The sequence below is a fragment of the Mucilaginibacter limnophilus genome, assembly GCF_004005815.1.
GTDB classification, from domain to species: Bacteria; Bacteroidota; Bacteroidia; order Sphingobacteriales; family Sphingobacteriaceae; genus Mucilaginibacter; species Mucilaginibacter limnophilus.
On the sequence record NZ_SACK01000011.1, the window covers coordinates 13,692 to 40,079 of the forward strand.

The window sequence follows — 26,388 nt, forward strand, 5'->3', positions numbered from 1 at the left end:
GTGTTATAGTTAACTGTTATATTCTAAATCTTATATAATCTTCACATTCAGATATAGAATTAAAGGAGTTATTGCACTAAACTTTGAGAATTTCTTCAAATAGTACTTGGTATAAAAAATTTGCAGACATATGCGCTGCATAAGATTTGAACTTATCGCTTTTTTTTGAGCTAAGATCCATTACAGATTTTATGACAATTGTAGAGACATCCATAAAATGATTCAGTCGATAAATCGAATATGTTTCCATATCTATTGCGCATAATTTTTGTTTTTTGACATCTGTAGCAATTCTTTCAAGCTCGCCTTCCTTATTCACTACATTTTCTCCGCAAGCCATTTCATGGAACCTGATCTTTGGCTTTGTTACCTCTATTGGTGAGCCAAATTTATTTACAAGTTTTGTTAAATACTTTTTGGAAATATTTTCGGCAAGTTGCTCTGATTTGTTCTCAAAGGTCATTCTTAAATTAACGTTTGATCGAGAAATATCAATATCCATCATTAACCCATTTTCACCTATTTTACCTTTTTGATATGCTATTATTTCGTTTGGGATAATAATATCTCCAATCTGAGCGTGTCCATCCCTACCACCGCAAACGCCTATCATGACTAAAAAATCCAACTGAAATTCCTTAACAATAGCGGACGAGATAATGGCAGTATCAACCGTTCCCATCTCTTCTTGTTGGACTGCTATTACTTTAATTTCAGCTCCGTTCTTAGTTTTTAAAACACCCTTACTATATGGTATGCTTTGGAATTTAGCATTTTCAACATCTTTTAAATTTTGAAGGAAAGGTTGAAGTTCTTCGCCTAATGCCGCTATCACCCCCAAATCAAACCGCTGTGCCTCCTCTTTAACAACGCTTTTTCTATGTCTTGCTAAACTTAGCTTAATTGCATTTGTAATTGGATTTAAATCATCTGGATGATTGTTTGAAACTCTTATGAATTCGTCCCACAAAAAAAACGGATTCACTCTGTATCCTGTGTCAAGTATAGTATTGAATAGATCAGTTAATTCATTTTCCGTAACGAGATAATTATACTCGTTACTTAAGAGTATTATTGGTTTTTCAGTACCTATCCAACTTAGTACTTCCTGAAGAGGAAGTCGTTTGCCATCCTTTCCAAGCCAATTAGAAAGGACAATATCAACTATGTAGCCATCAACTTCTTCCGTATAAACGCGGTCCATTAAAGTACTGGCTTTTTCAATAAAAACCAGCTCAAAGCTATCTGATAAAACCTTCTGATAAATCTCTTTTCTATCTACTATCCGATCATCAATAATCATAAGTTTTTGCAGCTTCATATCAATATGTGTTTAGGTAAGGAAATTCAATTATTGTTTCAACTAAAGTGTTATCTTGATATTTTACATCGACGTAATTTACGTTAATATTTAATTCCTTAAGATGGAGTTTCTCAGGTTTATTTCGCTTACCTGTCAAGCTGCTTATTTCATTTGCAGTCTGCTTACTAAAATTAATCATTTTAATGGTTAGATAACGCTCACCTATGTCAACAGTAATCCAACCACTTTTGACGCTATTTGATTCATTTTCATTATAATAGTCTAGAATTAGGTTCTTATTACAATGCCTCGCATTTCCAATAATAGAACATACAGATGAAATAACTTCCCGGTCCCAACAAATCCAATTGCTATAATCTAAGCTTTTTTGTAGTGGCCGTTTTATATTGCGCGACACTCCTACTTGGAGTTGTTGTTGTTTTATTAGATCAGCCAGTACATCGCCCATGTCCCAAGCATCAAGTCCATTTACGCATAAAAAAAGTCGATCGTGGAACGCTTTTAAATGATCAATTGCCGCTCGTACAATACTTTTAAACTTTTTTGCTGTCTCCGGAACAAACAAATTATTAGATTTATTTGCCAAAAATTCTTTCGCACTATTTAGATGGTTATTAATTTCGCTTTTTAATGTCGTATCGGCTTCAGCATTATTAACCAAGCCAATCTTCCTCAGATGCCAAATAGGTATTTTTTCCAACAGAAATATAACCTTGTCACATGAATCTTCTATTGCGTTGATTGTTCTAAGACTATTGGTGATTTCTCTAATAACCAGTTGCAACGGAGTATCGTGTGCCAGACCAAAGTCATTGTATAATTCAGAATGAAATTGCTTGTATAATACCTTTAGATCTTGAAAGCCTGTATGAAGGCGCATTAATTTTTTTGACCCATAAAATTTCGAGCCTCTAAAGGAACTAAGCCGACTTAAGACTATGTGCATGTCTTGATTTTTCACTTGAACATCTACAGCTTGTGAGTCTTTAACCTCTTCGAAAAGGATATCAAGATGCTCCCTTTTTTGTGAAATTAAGGCAATCGCAGCCATGGCTGTTAAATTGTTTTCTTCAGATAACTCAGCCAGCATGAAGATCGCGATGATTATATTTTTCTTTACGGTATTAGAAAACTCTCGTCCAAATAATAACAAATTTGTGCATAGCATTTCAAGTTTGGCACTGTTACTAACTTCATCTAATGCAAGGTATTCAATCACCACATCATCTTTTGAGGTGTTTGAATACAATTCTGCCGTATATATTGAAAGACCTATAGAAGTAGTCAATTCTATCTTATTTTTTGCCCCACCACATTGTTGGTGGCTAATACCGTCGTAATAAATACCGAATTTTTTGTATCGTCTATCCTCCTTCAAGTTTAGCATGGTGGGCGTTAAGATCTTCGTTCCTTTCATTTCGAACGGCGTACGTTTAGACCATATAGATCTCCAGGAATTAATTCGATCGATGGCATTCTGTGAAATTAATATGTTTGAGAAATTGTCGACTTCTTTGAAGGCTCTGCAAATCGGGCAAGAATCGTCATCGCCAAGTTTGGGGATATCAAGTCTCCAAAACGCTTTATGTTTATACGGATACGATGTACTAAAAGGTAGTCTTGAACGCTCAACCATACTTACCGTCTTTACATTATTTATATCGAGACTATAAAGAATGTGTGCAATATCGGATCTTGTTTTTCCACCTATGGTCGCATCGTCAAATAACATAGCGTTAAGCTGACGGCCATTCCCTTCCATCCTGATATTTTCTTTTTCTTGAAAAATATTTTGAGCGATAGTTTCTATAGTTATTGGCGATGGTAAAAAAGTCGAGCCGTATCGATCTTTATTAATAGGAAATATAGCTATGATTTTAGAATGATAACTTTCCGGTAAATAGTTTTTTATCAGTTCAATTGCATGCTCCGTGTTATAATGGTAAGGATAAACTATAAGGGAGCATTCAAAAATTGATTTCGAAAAAAAGTCTCGCTCGTGTTTTACATAATTTGCAACACCATCTATCAGCCTTCCATTATCTGAAATGAGGTCTGACGGTTCTATACCAAGCGCTAAAACAAATTCTCCCAATAGAAAGATCGCTAAGCCGTCACCTAGAGCAAAACTCTGATTAAGTGCGAAGGGAAAGTCAATTTTGAAAAGATCATGGTTGCTCTCATAATTCGTATGTCCAATTGAAATAACTTCGTTTTTCTTTCCTTGCCAGTAGCGGTATGTTTCGGGTGGAGTACATTTGTAGATAGATATAAATCTGTAAAGTTCTTCATTGCCTGCTTGTATAGGCGAATAAGTGTCGATGAAACGTCTTTTTGTTAAATCGAAAAGCTTGTATCTGGGAATAGGAAAATATTTCCATCCAGAGGGAGCTATTACATGTGAAGATCCTACTCTTTCAAATTTACCTTTCGAAACACTTGTTTCTGTTTGAAGCACGTTATCGGCAAACCAAGCCTGTCCTTTTAGTGGCCAGAGAAGTAAATGCATTTCTCCCAGCGGGCTTTTTTCAGCTTCGCTGTTTAGATTATAAAAAAAATGCACCACCAGCGCATTTAAATAGTCTGATGCGAGCGTTTGCACAGATTTAGCCGAATGTCCGGTCACTACTACGCTTCCTAACAATATTCTCTGAGCCCCTAATTGAACGCGGTTGTAAAATAGTGAATTAAATTGCTGACAAAGTTTATTAGTAAGAACATCGATACTTTCATAATAACATCCATTTCTATTATTCAGACACAAAGTTCTTTCCAAAGAGTCTTTGTATATGGTCATACAAAAGCGGTCCGTAAGCGTTTTGGAAAAATTCAGGTAACCGTTTAAGCCGATTGCATTTAAGCCCTGGGACCAAATAATTTCTGCATTGATATAATATTCATTCAATTTGTTCGTATGATTCAAGTATTGCCAGTAAATCATACTGTCATGAGTACGAACCCATTCAATATAATGGGAAAAACAATTTGCCGGGTTAAATATTGAAGAAGAATTAGATAAGTACTTTGTCCGTTTTACAGCGCTATCTACAAATGTTTTACCTCTTCGTTCAAGCAGTAACACGGACAAACGTTTAGACACCAAAATCAATCGGTCAAATCTTTCAAGAAACATACTACTATATGCAGCGTCTTTTAAAGCGAGCTGGTATACATTAGTTTCCCAAACGGGTATATCGCCAATTATTAATGTTTTACTTTTTGATTCAAGGTTGATAAAATCGTTTTCTACTATATTGTGAATCACATTTTTAGTTGCACCTGGCTTCGGTAAATAAAGACAGAAATCGGCTTTTGATTCACGTTTCAAATAGTAGGTGGACAAGGCTTTATCAGAATAATTATACTTGTCGTCGCGGATATAAAATGGGTTTTCAGGAAACTCATTAAATGGCTTCCCCTGATATTTTAGATAAATATCTTTATCAGTTCTTAAAGCAACAGCAAACGGATGCATTTGCCAATCATTTTTTTCGCCTGCGGTTAGATTCTCAATTATCCCCCAGTCCGGATTTTCATCGGCCGCCGCCTTCCATGTAATTCTACCAATTAGCGCAGCGCCATACAATTGCAACTGAGAATCAGAAATTAAGAGGTATGAACGATTGCTTGCTAGATTGTCACCTACTTCTTTAATTGGCAAAACATCTCCGATCCATTCGTTATGGTCACGCACTGTCAAATAATTTTGGTGAAGTAGCCTACCAAGGCTATATAGGCCGCCATACTTCGTGCTCTTTTTCTTTGGATTATCTTGTCCTCTATGGCCAAATCCAATTATCTGACGCCAAGCTTCTCGAAATGGAAACTTCTTGGACTTAGGAATGTCCTTATAAAAACTTTTCGCGATGCCTATGCCTGAATCGATAACAAATATCTCTATAAACGAACTTATATCTTCAAGAAAGTATTTCTCTAAAGTTGGACAGTGTTTGTGCTCTTTATCGATCGTATTTTTAAGTTCTATACGTGACGGCATATCTAAAGAGTTGTCAGCCAAACCCTTTCGAAATCTAATGTAGAAGCCCGCATACTTCCTACTTGATTGGGTAGGATAAGCATGTTCATAAATATTATCTAGTGTTTCTTTTAAAAATAGACTTACACGGCTGAATATGTCATCTTTCGATGTTTCTGTTATTTTATGTGTTAACTTATATTGATCAGCAAGCAATGCATCGACCCAATCATCAAGCGATTCTTCCGTTACTTTCTCAGATAAGTCAACAACTTGCGCCTTAATTATAGTCGAGTCACTATACCTTAAAGAGTTTTCATAGTTTTTATACTCATCTCTGTCCCGGTCATTGTAAACGCGATATTTATCTTCCGATTCTAAAATGAGGAGAGAACATCCAGAACGAGTGAATTGGTCTAAAAATCCTTCCTTTTCCAAAAATGACATCAACCTACATTGTTCATCATTATGATTGTCTTCACTTTTTAAAATAACCTTCTTTGTGATTTCAAGATTGACTTGCTTAAGCGAAATTATTAAAGAAAGAAGTGGCAACGGATCTATCCATAAACACTTCGAAAGGTCGATGATAAATTCTGGTTTGACATTCTCGGAATTACAATATAGTTGGACCTTGCCAAAATCAGTTGACCAATTATCATTTCTAAAATAATGAGGTAAAGTGAGCAGGGCGATCTCCGAAAAGATATTAAATTCGAGTTTATCCATGTATCTTGATAAGGTTTACCGGATAATAATAGCATTTTTTTGACGCTATAAAAAATGCAATTTATTGGAGCAGGTTGTGTCCTATATGAAGTATCCTAAATGAAAGGAAATATGAGATAAACGTTTAACTCAATAAGCACGTTTCATGTTCAATGTAATACGGCCGATTAAAGACCTTAAAGGCTTTGCAATTGAAGCTTCTAACCGCTTAAGTAGCCGGATGTAGCAGTTCCTCCTGTACATTCATATAAGTCAAATCAATTACTGGCAAACCAGGATATTCCGTAATATTAGCCAACCGATCAGATAAATATTCTTTAGTTATCGTGCAATCTATATCCCGTGACGGAACCTGTTTCCTGGCAATTGAATCTGACTCATTAATGCATTAGCTTTTGTAGTCGCAAAGGCAAAGGTATAAACCATCTCACTAATTTCCTTGTCTAACACCTGGTTATATGATTCTGCCATCCATCAATACTCCCGGTAAATATTGCTAATTGTTTAGCTTTAGCAAATGCTGTTTTGTTCCTAGATTGTCCATATTCTTCTATATTCCTTGAATCTGCATTAAGCACTAGGGCCCTACCTTTAACATACATTCTTACTTTCATCTAACAATACGCCAAACTTCGATGCTTACTTTTGCCGCATCATGCTACCCGCTTCTAACTCAAAAGACCAGCGCATCCCGACGATACTGGCATTTGCTTTATTACCCTTATCCGGCTTCGCGACCGATATTTACATTCCGTCTTTGCCCAGCATGGGCAATAGCTTACGCGCCACAAGTCTACAAGTGCAACTAACCCTTACTTTATTCTTAGTTAGCTACGGCGTTTCGCAGTTATTCTTAGGGAGCTTACTGGATGCTTATGGCCGTTATAAAATGAGCTTTATTTCGCTATTGGTCTTTATCGTTGCCAGCGTGCTGATCGCCATAATTCCCAATCTTTATGTGATCTATGCTATGCGTATTATACAGGGCATTACCGTAGCTATAATCGTGATCGCCAAACGAGCTTATTTTGTAGATGTGTACGAGGGAAAGCAACTGCAGCATTACCTTAGTATGTTTACCATCATCTGGTCTGCCGGACCTATTGTGGCACCCTTCTTGGGCGGCTATTTCCAGCATTATTTCGGCTGGCAGTCTAACTTCTATTTTTTAGCCGGCTTGGCTGCCGTGATCGCCGTGCTGGAGTACTTTTACAGCGGTGAAACCATCCGGCATCGTACCGAATTCAACCTAAAAACCATTGCTGGCCTGTATGTAGAAATGATCCGGACAACCACCTTTAGCCTGGGAATCCTCATGTTGTGCTTTGCCTACTCGATGGTCATTATGTATAATATGACAGGTCCTTTTATCATTGAACACCATTTTAAGCTGACACCGGTCATCGCTGGCTATTGTTCGCTGATCCTTGGTCTTGCCTGGATGCTTGGTGGCTTTGTCGGACGTGCACTGATTAACCGTCCATTCTTCAGTAAACTACTGGTTAACGTCGTATTGCAATTGATCGTGGTGGGATTGATGATCCTGAGCAGTTATTTCTTATCGAATCTGTACACCATGGTATTTTTCGCTTTCCTGATCCACGTCGGCGCGGGATTTACCTACAACAATTACTTCGCCTATTGCCTCGGACGTTTCCCGAAGAACGCAGGAATGTCCGGCGGTCTCACCGGCGGTATGGTATATGTGATCCTCTCGCTCCTAACCTATCTTGTAGTGGCAGCTATACCGGCTAAAGATATGGCTCACCTGAGTTACAGTTATCTCGTCTTTATTGCCTGCTCCCTGATCGTTATGTTGCTACTTCTAAAACTTAATCGACAGCCAGCGGTCACCGATAGCTGAGCCATCCAACAAAATACTTTGAGCCTTACAACAAAACCTCAGACCTTTTTTGGGCCGACCTTTGTCTTAACAAATATCAAGGACAATGAAAAAAACATGGTTTATCACAGGCAGTTCCCGCGGTTTAGGACGCAGCCTTATGCAAGCTGTACTGGCCTCCGGCGACAACGTCGTGGCTACAGCCCGGAATACAGAGGATTTAAAAGAATTAACAGCGAAATACGGTGAGCAGATCCTTCCGATCCAACTGGATGTTAATGTGAAGGAAGAAATAACAGCGGCCGTAGAAAATGCTATTACACACTTCGGCAGGATCGATGTACTGGTGAATAATGCCGGCTTTGGCATAACGGGCGCAACCGAAGCTTATACCGAAGAGCAGGTCAACAGTCAGTTAATGACCAACCTGTATGCGCCTATCGCGCTTAGCAGAGCAGTGCTGCCGCATATGCGCAAGCAACGTTCGGGCCGCATCTTGCAGATCAGTTCGATCGGCGGCCGTCGCGGCAGTGTTGGCGTGAGCATTTACCAGGCGGCGAAATTTGGTCTGGGTGGGTTTACCGAAGCGCTGAATAATGAGGTCAACCCTTTAGGAATATTCGTAACTTCGGTGGAACCCGGCGGTTTTCGTACCGATTGGGGAAGTTCCTCAATGACCTTTGCGCCTAAAGTGGAAGGTTATGAAGAAACGACCGATAAACGAGCGGAACTGTTTGCAGAAGGCAAATTCCAGCCTGCCGGTGATCCGGATAAAGCGGCAAAAGTGATGATCCAATTGGCAACACATCCTAAGCCACCGGTACACCTGGTCTTAGGCAGCGATGCGGTCAAAATGATCAGACAGGCGGATACCGAGCGTACCGCGGAGTTAGAGGCCTGGCTGCAGGTAAGTGAATCAACGGACAGCGATGACGCCGCTGATTTTACCGCGACCGAGCAGGGGCAGTTTTTTATGAAAAAAAAATAAAGGAAGAATGAATACCGAGCGATCAGATGACGAACCAAGGATCTTACAATCCTGCTATGTCAACATCAGCCGGAGCGGCGAACACTTTGTGCCGAACCATACCCTGAGTTATGTGGTCTGCGGCCGGAATGATATCTATCTGAATGGCAAAACACACAGCTTTGGCGAGGGTGAGTTCAGGTTTACAGCCAAAAACCAGCTGGCTAAATTTACCAAATACCCAAGTAATACCGGTGCGTTCAAGTCCATCAGTGTAGTCATCGATCAGCACACCCTTCGCAGCATCAGCGAAGAATACCATTTACACCGGCATAAAGCTTATACAGGCGAAACCCTGTTAAGCTTAAAGCCGGTGCCTTTGCTGCAAAACTTTATCACTTCCTTAGGCCCTTACCTGAATGGCTCCGGCGAACTGAACGAAATGATCACCCGGTTGAAGGTAAAGGAAGCAGCCATGATCCTGCTGGAAACCAATCCAAATTTAAATGACCTGCTGTTTGACTTCGACCCGCCCGGTAAGATTGACCTCAAAGCCTACATGACCCGACATTATAAGTTCAATGTCGGCCTTGACCGGTTCGCGTATCTGACAGGCCGCAGTCTGGCGACCTTTAAACGGGATTTCGAACAGGCCTTTCATACCTCGCCCAATAAATGGCTGCAGGAACAGCGATTGAAAGAAGCCTACTTTTTACTCAAAGAGCAGCGCCGCAAAGTTACCGACGTTTACCTGGATGCCGGCTTCAAGGACCTGTCTCACTTTTCGTTCGCGTTCAAAAAAGCCTATGGGGTGACGCCATCGAAAGTGAGTGTGGGCTAAAGTCTGGCCGCTTATTTCAGCCGCCTTTTATCTTCAGGATCATCTTTTCCAGGAACTCGATAGCGATCTCCTTATCCCGCGGTTCTGCCCTTCCCGCGATACTGCGGATCGTATCCCAGGAGATATCCGTTTTCCAGGGCGTTGACAGAAACGGCGCGATGGCCTTGCACACCTTCCGGAAACTGTTGCCCAATATCAGCTTGACGTCAAATGCCGATTTTAAGACGATGCCTAACTGATCGGCGCTCAGGGCGCACAGCACTTTATCCAAAAAATTAGGTGGCGGGTTATTAGTTTCAATTAATGGTGGTTTACTTTCCTGCAGGAACGTTTGATAGCGGTTATACACACTATGGGCCAGCTCATTCAGCGCCTGTTGTATCAACAAGCCCAGCTGGCGCAGCGGAACCGCCCTCCTGTACATTAGCGAGAACTGCCGCGTCGAAGATGGCGAGATCTTCCCACTTCAACAGACATTGCAGCATCGCACTATTCGCTGTATAACCTGTTGTATAAACAATGGCACTCTCTCTGCCAAAAAAATCAGCTATAGCACGTTCAATTTCCACATGAAAGTGATAGTGCCCGCCGATTGCCGGTGACGCGCCCGCTCCCGTCCCCCATTGCTCGATCGCCTTGATGGCAGCCGCTTACACTTTAGGATGCTGGGTGAAGCCCAGGTAGTCGTTCGATACCAAGCTCACAAAATTTCTGTTCGGGTTACCCGGCAGGTTCAGTTCCACACGCGGGCCGCAGCCGGAAACAGCTTCCTGCCGGTAGTTCCAATGCTCCCGGTTAACGACAGTCGGTGACATAAGCCGCCCATTCCGCAGCGCGTTCATAAGGTCCCATTCGGGAATGTTCTCAAAGTCTTTGAATGTTCTGTTAATTAAGCTTTTCATAAAAGATGTTGGTTTAGGTTAAAGGTAGAAACCGTATTGCCCCCTAGTGGGGAATTAGCGGGGGTTTTGTATTATTTGTTTATTTCATGCGCTTATTACGTTGGGTTATCAGTTACTAAGGGAACGCTGTAATTGTTCTGATGATGTCTATTCTGCCGTGCCGTATCTTAGTATGCCTGAAATAACAATTTGTTTATCCAGTTCCAGTAATATTTGTGTTTATGGATATTTTTACAGAATGCCAAAGAGAAATGTAAGTGGTTGATCTCGACCTGTCGTTGGAATGCTTCGGTCTTATCTTCACTCTCTTCGGTTTAGATGATCAACTTCTGCAATGAATTTCCATTCACCGGCTGCGACCTCAAATCCTATTCTGCTTTCCACAACTTCACTAGGTTTCTTGTGTCCGTTAAGATAATTGCCATTCTCCCATGCCAAAGTTCCATTTATCTTTATTCGCTTCACCGCTTGAGATGGCATTAATACTACCGCATTGCTTGAGGCCGGTACGGTGACCTTGACCTGAATTCCTTCACTGCTCCTTTCAAACGAGGATCTGATAGTCCCTTTTACGCTTTCGAAGGATGCACTCGCATTAACTAAATGCCCAGGCTGCGGAGATACCTGAAATTTTACGAACCCGGGTTCTAATGGAGAGATCCCACAAACATATTCCATCAACAACGTAAGCGGCCCGCCTGACCACCCATGGTTGTAACTTCCCCCGCCATAGCCTTCCTTACCTACTCCCCATCCTTCCCAAAGGGTAGTAAGCGGACTTTCGACCATTTTCTGATAGCGCTGCTTCATCCTGGTCAAAGCCGCATCCGGATAATTCATCTTGAACAGAGATTCCATGACATATTTTTCCATGTACGGACTGGAATTAAATGAGGTTTCGAACACTTTTTTGATAGCTGGATAATACTGTTGTTTCGCCAGGCCGGAAATAACTGCCCAGGCGTGTCCGCGGTCATCCGTGAGACCTTTAAATCCCTCGGACCGATATGATGTGCCTGTCCAAAAGACCCGGTCATAATTATCATCAATACTTTTCATCATATTTTGATACTTGGAGATTGCTACTTGGTCACCAACTATTTTGGCCATATCAACGGCTGTGCCTAATGCCTGATAGAGCAAGGCATTATCAAGTACTGGCCGATCAATGTTATCACCCCAATCTCCCCAGTCCCAGCCTCCCGGGCGGTGTACCAATAAGCCGTCCGGACCTAGCTTCCAAAGATCTAGATACCGTTTAACCGCCGGATAAGCATGCTTGATCGTAGCCATATCACCAGTGTACCTATAATAGTACCAAAAGCCGTATCTTCCAATACTTGCCAGCATTTGGCCTGGTAATTCTCTGTCCCAACTACCTGCTGGGACCGGGGAGTATAACACACCATCATCTTTTTGCCAATCGACCAAATTGTCGATCGCCTTTTTGATCAACGCATGTGCCTTCACATCACAGGAATGTAAAATCTCTCCCTGAACAATCGCCGCATCACCCCACCATTGTGCTCTTTCTCTGTCGGGGTCTTGTATCGCGTCCCGCATATTTACATTCATTGTATTCCGGCACTTTAGCCAAAGCCTATCCAAAAAGGGATCCGAACTTTGAAAACTGCCAACAAACTCCGTATCGTACTTCGTTTCGCGATAGGCTAATTCCAAGATCTCGACCCCTTTAGGCATAGTATAGATCATTTCATGCCCATTAAGATAGGCCAAACTTTCAAACTCCTGCACGCCTTCTTTGGTCACATATTCAGCGCGGTAATTAAATTCACTACCGCCATTATAGTTATCGGTCCGCATATCGATCACAAGTCCTGCAGGCGCTTTTATTTTCAAATAAGGGGATATGGTGATGTTGAGCGGAAGTTTTGCAACAATTGATTCACCCTTGCTCACTTTAGGTATCCCTTTTAGGTTCTCATACCGCCGAAGTGGTGATACTTTCCATAACGGGATCGGACGTTCTACCAATTGATGCCACGGAGCTACCGGCGGTTTCCCGTAGACGATGGCATTAGGCCATTTTGAATCATCATATCCGGAAGAAATCCATGGCCCAATATCATTGCGCGCGTCAAAATGAATATTGTCGTCAGATAACCTATAATTAGGATGTGGTGCTCCTGTATTTCCGTACGCCGTGTGGCGCATCGCTTTCCACGCATCATCAGTTCCGATCTTTTTTCCGTCAATGTCAAAGTCGGCGACAAAGCCTGCTACACCACTGTTTTTATGTGAAAAACCATCTTTACCCCAGTACCAGGCTAAAACAGCGATCGTATTTTTTCCTTTTTTCAAGTGTCTTGACAGATCCACTACATCAAAGTATGTATTTTTAGGATCAGGTCCTCTTTTTAGACCACCTTCATAAACGACCATTTTTCCATTTATCCAAAGCCAATATTTAGAATCGACAGCGATTCTGGCTACCGCGCATTGAGGCCGATCGGGCAAATCGATCTCTTTGCGGAATACCTGCCAAACATTTATGTCATTTTTTAACATAGGTGCAGATATCCATTGAGCATGCCAGGGCTCTCGGATCTCTGCGTTTTTGGGCTGTGCTAATAACCTTATAGAATTAAGGCAAATAAGAAAGAGCAAGGAATACTTTGACATGGTAGTTATCTAATTTGTTGAATGTGTGAATTATACATTGGAGAGTCATTCCCGCAGCAATGGGCCGTTTATCTTTGGGTTTTAAGGGTAAAACTATCAAAAACAACCTGACAGAATTTGTCGCGTTCGACCATTTATTTGCACTTTCTGATCAATAGTGTAACACACCGGGGATATTTAGATTCAGGTGACCGCTGATAAGGCGGAGCTATCAGAGTTCTTGTTCATCGGAGCTACCTGTCACTTCCTTAAAGCCAACATTGGTTAGCTCTAGGTACATTGACCCAACTTAACATTAGTCAGAAAGTGCAAAAAAGAAATGAAATGTGCAAAAGGAAGCAAGGGCCTGGAAGTTAATTTTACCTGCCATTATATCAACCTACCCGTTTAGCTACTGATAATTAGGAGGTCGGTCGCCCGAATAGCAATTTGAAAACGAATGATCACAATGGAAATATCAGAAATGTACAACATATCCTCTACAGAATTAAAGTCGTCAAGGTAGGCCGGTATTTTAACCTCCTTGCTAATTAGTTTTGTATCCTGAAATCTATATCAAGCATGGTAACTAACTTCTGTAAAGTAGCGAAAATGATTTTTACGGATGCGCCCCATGGCTTGCGCTGACAGGCATATATAAATTCGTTGCTAGCATACTGTAACGTATCAAAAGCAGTAATTCAAGCTGGTTGATCGCTGTTCTTTTAATTCTCTGTAAAGTATGCTCCAGGCGTATTTGCACTCTTCATTTCCAATCCCGATCATTTCCAGCTTAAGTTAATACAGATTATCCTTGTAAATGGTTTCAGGGCTAATGCTCTGTACGGTTTAATAATTATTTTATAAAAGAATAAGCTTCAACAAAATTAATATCTGCGTTATCCTAACGGTCCAGACCTCACACTACCAAAAACAAAAGAGCAGATTAATAAATTCGAAGCCCTCTCACCTGTTCTGTAAATTTCACAGAGATAATAAAGAAACATCGCTTTAATACATTACTTCATATATATATACCATAGGTAACAACACCGTAGAAACTTGATCTTATTTGTAACAAGTTCAAGAAACAGCTTTTAGAAAATACCAAGCTTACGTATAAAATGATTTAATCGTTTAGAATTGGCATTCTATCATTTACTCATAGAAAACGGCGTCGAAGATCCGCTGATACCGCGCTGCTTATTAGGTACCGGTGACATATTGAAGTTAATTACCGCACCTTTTTGCAACGCCGAATGGCTGAACCAGTTAAAGCTGTACGGTTTGCCATTTACAGTTACACTTTGCACATACTTGTTTGCTGCGCTGTTCTTGGTTGCATTAACGGTGATAGTTTTACCATTTTCCAAATTAAGAGTTACCTTTTTGAACAATGGCGCACCTATTACATATTGATCACTTGCCGGGCAAACCGGATAAAAGCCCATTGCCGAAAATACATACCATGCTGATGTTTGACCGTTATCCTCGTCTCCGCAATAACCATCCGGCGTAGCTTGGTATAATTTATTCATCACCTCACGTACATAATACTGAGTTTTCCATGGCTCACCGGCATAATTGTACAGGTAAGTCATGTGCTGTATGGGCTGGTTACCATGGGCATAGTTACCCATGTTGGCTATCTGCATTTCGCGTATCTCGTGTATTACACCGCCATAGTAACTGTCGTCAAATACCGGCGGAACAGAGAATACAGAGTCCAGCTTAGCCACAAAACGCTGGTTGCCACCCATCAGGTTTATCAGGCCTTTAACATCATGAAAAACGCTCCAGGTATAGTGCCAGCTATTACCTTCAGTAAAGGCATCGCCCCATTTCAGCGGGTTAAACGGTGACTGGAACTGACCGTCCTTGTTTTTGCCGCGCATAAAGCCGGTTGTCTTATCAAAAAGGTTTTTATAGTTCTGGCTACGTTGTTTATAAATAGCTATTTCGCTTTCGGGCTTGCCCAATGCTTTACCCAAGCTGTAAATAGCATAATCGTCATAAGCATACTCAAGGGTACGGGCGGCATTTTCATTTATATTAACATCGTAAGGCACATAACCCAACTCGTTATAATATTTTACACCTCTGCGGCCTATAGCTGAGTTTTTCTCGTCCTCGTTATTGGCGCCATGTACAACCGCTTCCCAAAGGGTATTAATATCGTAGCCACGTAATCCTTTTATATAAGCGTCAGCTACTACCGAAGCCGAGTTATTGCCAATCATAATATCTGCATAGCCGGGGCTCGACCATTCGGGCAGCCAGCCGCCTTCTTTGTAATCACTTATTAAGCCTTGCTGCATTTCTTTATTGATAGATGGATAAGCTAAATTCAAAAATGGATACAGCGCTCTGAAGGTATCCCAGAAACCGGTACCGGCAAATTTATAACCCGGCATAGTTTTACCTAAATACGGACTGTAATGTATTATATTGTTATTAGCATCTAACTCATACAATTTGTTCGGGAAAAACAGCATGCGGTATAGACATGAGTAAAACGTGCGGGTTTGGTCAACACTACCACCTTCAACTGATATTCGGCTCAGTGTTTTATTCCAGGCAGCTTTTGCTTTTTGTTTGGTTACATCAAAGCTATCTCCTGCTAGTTCGCGTCTAAGGTTTAACTCTGCCTGTTCAATGCTTACAAATGATGAGGCCACACGCAGGTTTACCTTTTCGCCTTTGCTTGTTTTAAAACCTATGGCGGCTAAGGCATGGTCGGCGGTTAACTCCAGGTCGTTTCCGTTTTTGTTATTGCCTTTAAACGTGAAGGCTGACGTAATGGGCTTATCTACATAAATAACAAAGAAGTTTTTGAAGTTTTTAAGTGGGCCACGGGCATATTTTGTTGAGTAACCTATTATCTTTTTTTCGGCCGGGATTACTTTTATGTATGAACCCTTGTCAAGCGCGTCAATAATAATATATGAGCTATCAGTTTTAGGGAAAGTTACCCTGAATTGTGCAGCGCGTTCGGTAGGTGTTATCTCGGTGGTTACGTCATGGTCGGCCAGATACACGCTGTAATAATATGGCTTTGCAACCTCTGCCTTGTGCGAAAACCAGCTGGCGCGCTTATCCTGGTCAACATCCAGCTTACCGGTAACCGGCATAATGGCAAACTGCCCGTAATCATTCATCCACGGTGAGGGCTGATGTGTTTGTTTAAAGGCGCGTATTTTGGTAGCGTCATAGGTATAGGCCCAGCCGTCGCCCATTTTGCCCGTCTGTGGTGTCCACATGTTCATCCCCCATGGCACGGCTATTGCCGGGTATGTGTTACCGTTTGATAATACAGGGTCCGAGTCAGTGCCCATTAGCGGATTTATCCATTCAACAGGGTCGTTCAGCTTACCTACCTGCTGGCTGTAGGCTTGAACAAAAGACAATATTAACAGTGATAACAGAATGGTTTTTTTCATATTTGATAGTGTAATGCTTACTAGCGCATATAATCGCAACCATCCGATAAAGCCAGACACGGGAAATAGCTGGCAACACCATTGAAGAGATTATAATGCACAATAATTCCCTAACGTCAGGCAAGTTGATAGCGTTTCGAAATTCATTATCCAGGTAATTTAAGTTTTGTCTTAATTAAAACCTGCTAATCAATTGTACGATGGGCAATCAATTAAGATGATGAATTCAACTTGCATATTAGTTATGATCTATGGTTAACAACATGTCAGAAACTATACAAAATTATTTGTCCTAACGTTCAGATGGATAGCACAAATCATCAAATATTTACATTTTTTGACAATAATGTGCTCCCTTATATGCGACATTTTTAACTAGGATAAATATTATGAATCTAATTAGTGATAATAATTGCCGTAAAAAGCCACAAATAAAAGCTTCAGTCGCTACTTAAAATTTAATGAATAATTAATCGTCCGCTTGATACCCCCGAATTATAAGAGCAAGCTAATAGTTGAGTAATTGCGCATAATAATCAGCCTTCAATGCCGGTATATTATTACAATTCCCATTTGACTACAAAATTGCGACATCTGGCTACAACTGTTTCTGATCAGCGGCCGATCTTTGTATTAATTAAAAACAGAGAAATATGAAGATTGTACTTACCGGTTCTATAGGAAATATCGGAAAACCATTGACACAAGCCCTGATAGCTAAAGGGCACGACGTTAAAGTGATCAGTAGCAATACTGAACGGCAACAGGCTATTGAAAAATTAGGAGCAAAAGCTGCCATTGGTACAATACTGGATGAAAAATTTTTAACCGATACGTTTACCGGCGCGGATATCGTTTACCTGATGGAAACAATGGACGCTGCGGGTGGTGACTTAGCTGATCAAGAAAACGATTTTATAGCCGTAATCAATCAGATTGGCCAAAACTATAAAGAGGCTATAGAAAAATCGGGTGTAAAAAAAGTGGTTCATCTCAGTAGTGTCGGGGCGCATATGGCTCAAGACAACGGCATATTAATCTTTCACCACAATGTAGAAAATATCCTAAATCGACTGCCGGAGGACGTAGTGATTAAAACCATGCGCCCGGTGGGTTTTTACACCAATATGTTCTCCTTTGTCCATAGCATTCGGTCGAAAGGAGTAATCATTTCTAACTATGGCGGCAACCGTAAAGAACCATTGGTGTCACCATTGGATATTGCAGACGTTATAGCTGAAGAGATTGATAAGCCTTTTCAAAGGCGGATCGTTCGGTATATTGCCAGTGATGAGGTATCACCCATTGAGGTTGCCAAAGCTTTGGGCGAAGCGATTGGCAAACCGGATCTGCAATGGCAGGTTATACCAAGCGAACAACTTTTAAACATCTGGCTAAATGCGGGCTTTAACCCCCAGGTGGCTCATGGCTTTATAGAAATGCAAGAAAGTCAGGGTAATGGTAAGCTATATGAAGACTACGAACTACATCGTCCAGTGTTAGGGAAAGTAAAACTACACGACTTTGCCAGAGACTTTGCTGCAGCTTATCTGCAAAAATAGTTCGGATGCTATCCACCGGTGATCTGCTTGCGCAGATAGGAAGTTTTTTAAAACGACTCCTTAATAATTTAACATTATGATACTAAGTTTATCAATCAAATACAATCGGTATGGATATTGAAAAAGTAAAAACGATCAGCGAATTTCATCGCACCCGATCATTACCGCCACCGGAGCACCCGCTGATTAGCTTGGTGGATTATGCGCAAGTAAGCATTGTACCAGAATACAGTCACAAAAGCTGGGTTTTCGATTTTTATTTTATTTCGCTGAAAAAGAATATCGGCGGCACCATTAAATATGGCCAGCAGGAGTATGATTTTGACGAGGGCGTCATGTTTTTCATAGCACCGGGGCAGGTATTCAGCATCAGCAGGAATGTGCAAGAAAACCCTGAGAAATCCGGTTGGATGCTGCTTATCCATCCGGACTATCTCTGGCAAACTTCACTGGGAACTGAAATAAGGAAATACGATTACTTTGGCTATGGTATCAATGAAGCGCTGTTCGTTTCAAAAAAAGAAGAAGAGACGCTTGGGCAAATTATAGCAACTATCCGGCAAGAGTATCAAAACAACATTGACGGATTCAGCCATAACATTATTATATCGCAAATACAAACGTTGCTGAATTATTCAGAGCGCTTTTATAACCGTCAATTCATTACCAGAAAGAAAGCTAATCACCAGATACTTGATAACTTGGAAGCACTATTGACACACTACATAGACAATGGCAAATTATTGGAAAAAGGACTGCCAACCGTAGGCTACCTTGCCGAAGAGCTACATGTTTCTCCGAAGTACCTAAGCAGTCTGTTGCGGATATTAACAGGCCAATCCGCACTACAGCATATTCATGAAAAACTAATTGCGAAAGCTAAAGAACATTTATCCGCTAGCAACCTGTCTGTAAGTGAAATCGCTTATGCTCTGGGTTTTGAACATTCCCAATCCTTCAGCAAATTTTTTAAGCAGAAAACCCAATTTTCTCCTCTGGAGTTCCGAAAATCCTTTATGGCTAACTGAACCTCTACAACATTAATGACTACTTTAAAGACGACGCATATCCAGTACATCAAATGCGTCTCTATGTATTGTAAAACACAACTACATGGAATTAAATATAATAAAAACGCTTAAAACGAAAGTAACGACTGCAGTTGACAAGCGACTGTTGAAGCAGGGCCGAGTGCTAGAGGTACGATGGTGGCCGGGTTCGCCGGTAGTGGAAATTGACCTTTACCTGCCCGGAAGCCGCATGCAAACGTGGGTCGAAGTTCCATATATCAAATTCCGTGTCGCCGACCTGCAATTTCGGGATTATACACCGTTCGGCTGGGATGCAGAAACCGAGACCTGCTCCTTGTTGGTTGATGCGGCCCACAAAGGGTTAGGAACGAGCTGGCACGGGCCTTGCAAGCTGGTAACATAGTACAATATGTAAAAATCGACACAACCCATCAGTCACCGCATTAAACTCACCTTGTTGTGGGTTTGGGTGACTGCAGTAGCATAGCTCACCTTCTTGCGCTACGACAGCTGACCTTGCCGCACAGCCGTTTCGATGGCGCCTGCTGACCAATGATGCAGAGACTCGCCATTTGCTGTCTAATTATTTTTACGGCTCCATTAAAGCTACCGGTAGTTATAATGAATTGGCTGCTTGGCTAAGTCGGCAGAACTATTGCAACACGCATACCGCTTTTTATCTCACCGGCAACCAATCTTTTGTAGTCGCGCTTAGAAAGCTGTTGAAAGAGTTAGGGTACAATAACTTACGGACTAAGGCATTTTGGTCCTAATTGCAGGCTAATCAATTAAATGGAATAAGGTTAAAAAATAGATTAGGGTGACCTCACCAAGTAGTTTAGGTCATCAGCTAATAAGATGTAACCAATGTTATTGAACATTTATTTAAAAGTTTTATATTTTTTGATATAAATCTTCAATAAACCGTCAATTATAAATTCCACACGCGGCTATCAAATATTTAAGGCACTATCTATCAAAACTTTATACCAACTACTCCAAATCTTTCTGATTTTTAAAGAAACGGATGGCCATTTGCATCAATTGTCGACACTTTGTAACTTGTATCACGCGTAAACATTTTTACTCTGATGCTTAATTATCGTAAATACATTACCAATACCGAATTAGATAAACAGTGGCATTTTTACATCAATACTGTCGGTTCAGCCTCAATTCAACCAAATCAATCATACCCAAACAATCGTGCGCATCCGGCTGACCATGTTCTTAATTGGGATAAAGGCAGGATTCTTAATGGTTATTACTTGGTTTTTATCAGCAAGGGAAAAGGTATTCTCGACATGGAAAACAAAAGCACCACAGCTATCAATGCCGGCACTTGTTTTTTTTTATTTCCCGGTATCTGGCACAGGTACCGACCTGATGCTAAATTCGGCTGGGAAGAATATTGGGTCGGATTTAACGGAACTTATCCAGCCAGCCTTGTTAAAAATAAGATATTCAGTCCTGATAATGCGATTGTAGATGTAGGATTAAATGTAGAATTATTGAATTTATTTCATACACTTATGAAGATCACATCCCTAGCTGAACCTGGCTATCAACAGATTGCAATAGGTATTACATTACAGATACTGGGCGTAGTTATGACAGCGTCTAAATATGAACAACCTTCTGTAAGCCTGGAAAAACGTTTGATATCTAAAGCAAAGTTTATACTACAGGAATCGATAGATAATCCATTGAATCTCGAAGAAATGGTTAAAGAACTGCCTATGGGTTATTCTAAATTTCGCAAAGTATTCAAAGAAATTTGTGGAATATCACCCAACCAATATCATTTAAATTTACGCCTTAATAAGGCAAAAGATTTGCTAACAACAACGAACTTAACTATTAATCAAATAGCCGATCAAACCGGATTTGAATCCATTTTTTATTTTTCCAGGCGCTTCAAGGCCAAAAATGGAATCTCACCTAAATTGTTTAGAGATAAGATGTCAAAAACTGAATAAGTAAGAAATTTTACCATCAATTCGTACTGCATACCTAATAATTTCAAATAAGCGTCGAGTTGTGTGGCTTTAAATCTTTACAGACATTGGCAAGATATCAATGTTCTGAATAAACATGGGTAAAAATTACGCTAGTTTTATAAACTTCGTTTATTTAAAAAATACTCAAGAACTTCTATTGTGTAGCGTCAAAAAATATCCCACTTAAAACGGGTGTAAGTCCACGGATAGGATTTATTCTGAATTTGATAGAACGGTTGTACTCGAAGGTAATGTAAGCACCATTTTCGCAATGCTCAATCACCTGCACGGGTGCTACCAATTCAGACGTCTGAGCGTCGAAAGCTTCTACTGCTAATTTCCGACCTTTGCCGTCCCAATCAAGAAAATATAAGGTTACCCTATATCGCTTAGGTTCTTTGATGTTAATTGTCGATGTAAATGTGTAACCTATCTGGTCCTGATCTTCCGAATAGATACATGCTGCGTTTCTGGGAAACCCGTTTGCCGAGCTTGGTGCTAAAGCACGTTTATCAGTAGTATTAATGCGCCAGGTTTTATTTAACGGTAGATTATTCCCAAATATCTTGTAATAGTTTATTGAAGATATGTAGTCCGGTAAACGTTGTCTGTGTTTCCCATCACCATCGTAATTACATAATTCATAGCCGTCTTTTCCATAGGTCCCTCCCCAATTTCCACCTGTACTATAATCTTTGCCAATATATGTCGCAGGAAACACCTCCGGTAAAACTGAATGTTTTGGCGTAACGCCTCCGTATTGCACTTGAAGGTTATAAACACCTGGCTGAACATCTTTTAAATAAACAAACTCATCATCTTCATAAGCGCCGGATATCCCCTCAATTGAATGATAATTTCCATCCCAAAACAATACGTCATTTACATGCAAAGCCTTTATTCGCTTCTCTACTTTTGGAATACCTATTGTACCTTTTGTGCCTGCAGGTACTGAAAAACTACACTTACCGCTTAACAGATTGAAACTGGCTGATATCTCCCCCTTAAGCGTTGGAACCGCGCCTGAAACGTAAGTAAGGGTACGACCTAAATGCGGCATTATTTGAAAACTTTCAAAGCCTGGAGAAGTTGGTTTGATTCCTAAGATCTCTTCACTTAACCACTTAGTAACGCCAGCGCCCCAAGGATGACATAAACTTGTAAAGCCACATTGATTACTGGGCACAGCCCCATTCTTTGCTATAATTGCATTCCATGACGGGCGATAATTTTCAAAAAAAGTAGTACCTCCATATTTGATTTGGCCGCCCCATAAGTCACGTATAGCATCCAATCCGTCATCATACTGATGCATTGCGGAGAATGCTTGGATAACAAAATATTGATTAAATGGTGAATAAGAGATACGGTTTACGCGGTTTGTAAAGGATTGCTTAAAAACGGCATGCTGCTCCTGTGCTGTTAAATATCCGGTGTTTACAGCATCAGCGGATGCATGTAACCCGTAAGATCTATACCATGCCTCATCTTTTCGTATAGCTTGCATTTTCTCTTCAGCGTAACGCGCATATTTATCAAACAGATCTTTACGGTCTAATTGATTCATTGCAGAGGCAAATTCTTTCCACGCCCGGATAGAAAGCATTTTATAACCGTTTTGTGGTTCAGGTAAATTAGGATGCTCGAACCCTGCCCCCAAACGTTCGTCCCACCCGAAAAATAGAAGATCGGGGTTAGTGCCGTAGACTTTATAGGCGTCATCCAGTTTAGCTATAACATTATCAATATACGACTCGAGCGTTGCTGTGTCGCCGGTATAACGATAGTAATCAAGCAGGCTTAACACCCAGTATAACGCGTAACTTCTGATGCCATTACTTTGCGTTGATGTATGCACAAGGTTTTGTTTCACAAAATCGTAGTTGCCAAATGCTACCATCGACGCGGCTTGGGCCGGGTGAGCGTCCCCTGTCCAGGAGATCCGGTCGCCACGATTCATTAAAATAGCACCGAAGTGGTCCTGCAATAAATTGAGTTTTACGGTATAAGCACCGGTATACCAAATGCGGGTAAGCATTGTGTCGCTGCAGTTGAAACTTCCATTGTAGTTTGTAGGTCTTATCTGGCAAACCAATCGTATTCCACTAATGTTCCACGGTCGAGAAAACGAACGAACATGTATCCAACCAAAGCGCACACCCTCATAAAGTTGCGGATTAAGTTCCAATCTATAGGTATTACCCCTTTTAACAGGCTTTAGGGTGCGCTTAGGATAATTAGTTGCATAAACAGGAATCTGATCATATTCACTAATACTCATTTCAACTTCTCCTTCAAGGTCAGAACTATCGAATTCAACCCAGGCTGCGCTTACTCTGCCGAAATCAAAGCGAATATCTCCCATGCCATTTACAGCAATCCTATCGTTTGAACGATAGTTTTTCATATCAAAACTTTTACTGCCACTTATTTTTACAGGCTTTAAAATATAGGTCTCCATGTTATCTGAAGCTCTAGGCGCTGCCCATCTGTAACTAACCAAAGGGTCAGGTGAATGTATTACCCGTTTTCCTGTTGGCTTAGCAGTTATGTGCGGGTAAACATTTATCTGTGCATGCAATGAAAGGCATGGAATAGTAACGATAGCAATTAGAAGCATACCGGAGAACTTAACAAAAATACTTCTGGAGATAGTAGGGATTTGGGTAATGCAGCGGACAATTTTGCTCATAGATCAATAAGGAATATGAAAAATTGGGTGTTTAAAATTCATCGAATGCAACCTGTTCGTTGCTCACCCCAAGCGCTGTAAGCATTCTTGTACAGGCTTTAATCATCATAGGCGGCCCACATAAATAAAATTCAACATTGTGAAGGTCATGGTGATGTCGTAAATATTTATCACGAACAACTTCATGGATAAATCCTTCCGGCCCTTCCCAATTATCTGATTCTATTGGGGAAGACAAAGCAACGTGAAAGCTGAAATTTGGATGATCATCAGCAAGTGATTTGAAATAATTATCATAAAACAATTCCTGCTTTGAACGGGCACCGTACCAATAACTTACTTTACGGCCAGTATGCTCATTCTCAAAAAGTTCGGCAAGGTGGGCTCGTATAGGCGCCATTCCGGCACCGCCGCCTATGTACACCATTTCTTTTTGTGTTGACTTGATATGGAAATTACCTACCGGCTCCACAGCCCAAACCCTATCGCCAGGCTTTAATGCAAATACATAACTTGAACCGACACCGGGTAAACAATCTTGTCCCAGTGGTGGCGTGGCTATACGAACGTTAAGTTTGAATCCCTCATCTGTTTTGCGGTTGCTTGCTATTGAATAATTATTTCGTTTTTGTGATCCTGGATTTTTACTGATCAAATCAAAGATGCCCTGCTCTTCCCAAACTTGCCTGTAAGGCTCATCAATCTCAATATCGTTAAAAGCTATTCTTTCATAAGGGGGTATCACAAGCTGAATGTAGTCGCCAGGAGTAAAGCCAATCTTAATAGTTTTGTCTACGGGTTTCAGAATTACCTCCTTGATAAATGTTGCGACATTTCTGCTTGAAATCACCTGCAATTCATATAATTTCTCCTCCTGAACGCCACTTTCGTTTTTTCTAAGCAAATCGATCCACAGCTGTCCATCGCGTTCTTCAATCGGATAGGTAACTAATCCCCGGCATATCGGCGCACGTGCCGGAGATCCATCCTTTAAATTGAACCGGCCGTTATGCTTGGGGCATTCAATAATCGATCCTTTTACAAGTCCGTCACTTAAGTGAGTGTTACCGTGTGTACACATACCATCAGTGGCGTACAGCTTGCCAATAGCATCGCGGTAGATGGCATATGTTTTTCCCTCATGGTCTAATCGTAAAACATTTTCAGTTCGCAATAAAGTTGCGTTACCAATGTTCAGCCAACCGTCTGTATTTTTTAAATCAATGACTTCTAATACATTCTCCTTAATGTATTTAACAGTTTCCGGTAATTTTCGCTTAATATGATAGGCCGGATCGTTCAGTTGTCTGATAAGCGTTGGTAAGATTTCCTTCCAGGCAGAATATATAGACGGATATACAGGAGCGCAATCATCCTTTACCAATTGATGCAATTTTGGTAAGGCGTGATAAGGTACCAATGGAAACATGTGATGCTCCGTATGGTAGTTCATATTCCAATAAATAAATCTGCTAACCGGATTCATATAGACCGTACGGCAATTCAACCGGTGGTCTAATACATTTTCTGCTAAACCGGCATGTTGAGTCGTATTATGGATGATCATCAGCCATGTACCAAAAAACTGCGGTAAAATGAACAGGAAGATTGGTATCCAACTTTGTAACACCACGGCTGAAGCTATGATCGTGAAATATATAATCAGAATGAACCGGGCATTTTTAAAAACCTTTTGAAATTCACTCTCAGGAACATATGTCTTTTCGGCATCGCTCATCTTACCAAAAGCATGACGAAACAAATTAGTGTAATATGTTTTGTAACCCTGCAAATTAAAGAGAGACAGAATCAACCCTTTAATATCTGGAGGGCGAGGTAATTGTATCTCAGGATCCCGACCTACAATTATCGTATCACTATGATGACGAATATGACTCCAGCGCCAGATATGTGATTCACGCATCACCATAAAAGATGATACCCCATAAACCAAATTGTTTAGCCAATCTGTTCGAAACGCGGTTCCATGTCCGCACTCATGCCAACGCGAATCAGAACTTGTTCCGTAAAATACTGCATAAATCAGGTAAGGTATAACTGCCCACCAAGTTCCCCATAAAACTATAGTTAAATATGATGTGGCTAACAAAATAGCAAAAAGCAAAAGGGTGTCCCGTATGGCTGGCCCGTCACGTCTTATCAATAATTCCCGCATCAACTTTTGCGGTACCGGCGTTTGATACCAATCTGCTTCGGCCAGACCTGATTCAATAGCTTTGGTGGCATTAACCCCTGTAAGCGTGTAATCGAGTTTAGTAACTGCAGGCTTTTGTGTCACACCTGTTTTCATTTCAATTCTTTTTAATATTTATGTTGATCATAATTTTAGCAGGACGAATTCACACAATTGTTGTGTCATAGTGAGATGATCCAATACCTCATGATCCATTTTAAATTTTCGATTTCGATAGGGTTTATTCTACATTAGCTAATTTACC

Annotated in this window: 16 protein-coding genes; 7 read left to right on the forward strand and 9 right to left on the reverse strand. The window is 40.8% G+C overall.

The features are described from left to right. Positions 1–76: 76 nt before the first annotated feature. Both EOD41_RS18685 and EOD41_RS18690 read right to left on the reverse strand, forming a co-directional pair. Positions 77–1,321, reverse strand: a complete 1,245-nt coding sequence (locus EOD41_RS18685) for a 5'-methylthioadenosine/S-adenosylhomocysteine nucleosidase family protein (RefSeq protein ID WP_127707816.1) — start codon at positions 1,319–1,321, stop codon at positions 77–79. A 1-nt stretch (position 1,322) separates the two neighbouring features. Further along, positions 1,323–6,029, reverse strand: coding sequence for a hypothetical protein (locus EOD41_RS18690; protein ID WP_127707818.1), 4,707 nt, complete (start codon positions 6,027–6,029; stop codon positions 1,323–1,325). 655 nt (positions 6,030–6,684) lie between these two features. Here EOD41_RS18690 and EOD41_RS18695 point away from each other — a divergent pair. The 3 genes from EOD41_RS18695 to EOD41_RS18705 all read left to right on the forward strand — a co-directional run bounded on the left by EOD41_RS18695 (position 6,685) and on the right by EOD41_RS18705 (position 9,680). After that, complete coding sequence (locus EOD41_RS18695; RefSeq protein ID WP_127707820.1) at positions 6,685–7,893, forward strand: MFS transporter; 1,209 nt, start codon at positions 6,685–6,687, stop codon at positions 7,891–7,893. 85 nt (positions 7,894–7,978) lie between these two features. Next, entirely contained in the window at positions 7,979–8,860 is an 882-nt protein-coding gene (locus EOD41_RS18700; protein ID WP_127707822.1) for an SDR family NAD(P)-dependent oxidoreductase, read from the forward strand. Between the two features lie 7 nt (positions 8,861–8,867). Then, complete coding sequence (locus tag EOD41_RS18705) at positions 8,868–9,680, forward strand: helix-turn-helix domain-containing protein (RefSeq protein WP_127707824.1); 813 nt, start codon at positions 8,868–8,870, stop codon at positions 9,678–9,680. 16 nt (positions 9,681–9,696) lie between these two features. Here the strand turns inward: EOD41_RS18705 and EOD41_RS18710 are convergent, their stop codons facing one another. From EOD41_RS18710 to EOD41_RS18725, 5 genes are all read right to left on the reverse strand, one after another. Beyond that, entirely contained in the window at positions 9,697–10,104 is a 408-nt protein-coding gene (locus tag EOD41_RS18710; RefSeq protein WP_127707826.1) for a hypothetical protein, read from the reverse strand. After that, positions 10,043–10,321, reverse strand: a complete 279-nt coding sequence (locus EOD41_RS21290) for an aminotransferase class I/II-fold pyridoxal phosphate-dependent enzyme (protein ID WP_127707902.1) — start codon at positions 10,319–10,321, stop codon at positions 10,043–10,045. Before EOD41_RS21290 ends, EOD41_RS18710 begins: the two co-directional genes overlap by 62 nt. A 9-nt stretch (positions 10,322–10,330) precedes the next feature. Beyond that, the gene (locus tag EOD41_RS20805) at positions 10,331–10,495 is read right to left on the reverse strand and encodes a hypothetical protein (protein WP_164849985.1); all 165 of its coding nucleotides are present in this window, start codon (positions 10,493–10,495) and stop codon (positions 10,331–10,333) included. A 387-nt stretch (positions 10,496–10,882) separates the two neighbouring features. Then, the gene (locus EOD41_RS18720; RefSeq protein ID WP_164849986.1) at positions 10,883–13,111 is read right to left on the reverse strand and encodes an alpha-L-rhamnosidase-related protein; all 2,229 of its coding nucleotides are present in this window, start codon (positions 13,109–13,111) and stop codon (positions 10,883–10,885) included. 1,247 nt (positions 13,112–14,358) lie between these two features. After that, the gene (locus tag EOD41_RS18725; RefSeq protein ID WP_127707830.1) at positions 14,359–16,644 is read right to left on the reverse strand and encodes a GH92 family glycosyl hydrolase; all 2,286 of its coding nucleotides are present in this window, start codon (positions 16,642–16,644) and stop codon (positions 14,359–14,361) included. 653 nt (positions 16,645–17,297) lie between these two features. Between EOD41_RS18725 and EOD41_RS18730 the strand changes: the two genes are divergently transcribed. The 4 genes from EOD41_RS18730 (at position 17,298) to EOD41_RS18745 (ending at position 21,216) form a co-directional block, all read left to right on the forward strand. Then, positions 17,298–18,206, forward strand: a complete 909-nt coding sequence (locus EOD41_RS18730) for an NmrA family NAD(P)-binding protein (protein ID WP_127707832.1) — start codon at positions 17,298–17,300, stop codon at positions 18,204–18,206. A 110-nt stretch (positions 18,207–18,316) separates the two neighbouring features. Beyond that, the gene (locus tag EOD41_RS18735; RefSeq protein ID WP_127707834.1) at positions 18,317–19,234 is read left to right on the forward strand and encodes a helix-turn-helix domain-containing protein; all 918 of its coding nucleotides are present in this window, start codon (positions 18,317–18,319) and stop codon (positions 19,232–19,234) included. Positions 19,235–19,397: 163 nt separating this feature from the next. Beyond that, entirely contained in the window at positions 19,398–19,640 is a 243-nt protein-coding gene (locus EOD41_RS18740) for a hypothetical protein (protein WP_127707836.1), read from the forward strand. Between the two features lie 688 nt (positions 19,641–20,328). Further along, positions 20,329–21,216, forward strand: a complete 888-nt coding sequence (locus tag EOD41_RS18745; protein ID WP_205780594.1) for an AraC family transcriptional regulator — start codon at positions 20,329–20,331, stop codon at positions 21,214–21,216. A 175-nt stretch (positions 21,217–21,391) separates the two neighbouring features. Here EOD41_RS18745 and EOD41_RS18750 read toward each other — a convergent pair whose 3' ends face one another. Beyond that, complete coding sequence (locus EOD41_RS18750) at positions 21,392–23,698, reverse strand: alpha-L-rhamnosidase C-terminal domain-containing protein (protein WP_164849987.1); 2,307 nt, start codon at positions 23,696–23,698, stop codon at positions 21,392–21,394. A gap of 262 nt (positions 23,699–23,960) precedes the next feature. Continuing rightward, positions 23,961–26,240: an NADH:ubiquinone reductase (Na(+)-transporting) subunit F gene (gene nqrF, locus EOD41_RS18755; RefSeq protein ID WP_127707842.1), complete on the reverse strand. Its 2,280-nt coding sequence runs from the start codon at positions 26,238–26,240 to the stop codon at positions 23,961–23,963. Between the last annotated feature and the right edge of the window lie 148 nt (positions 26,241–26,388).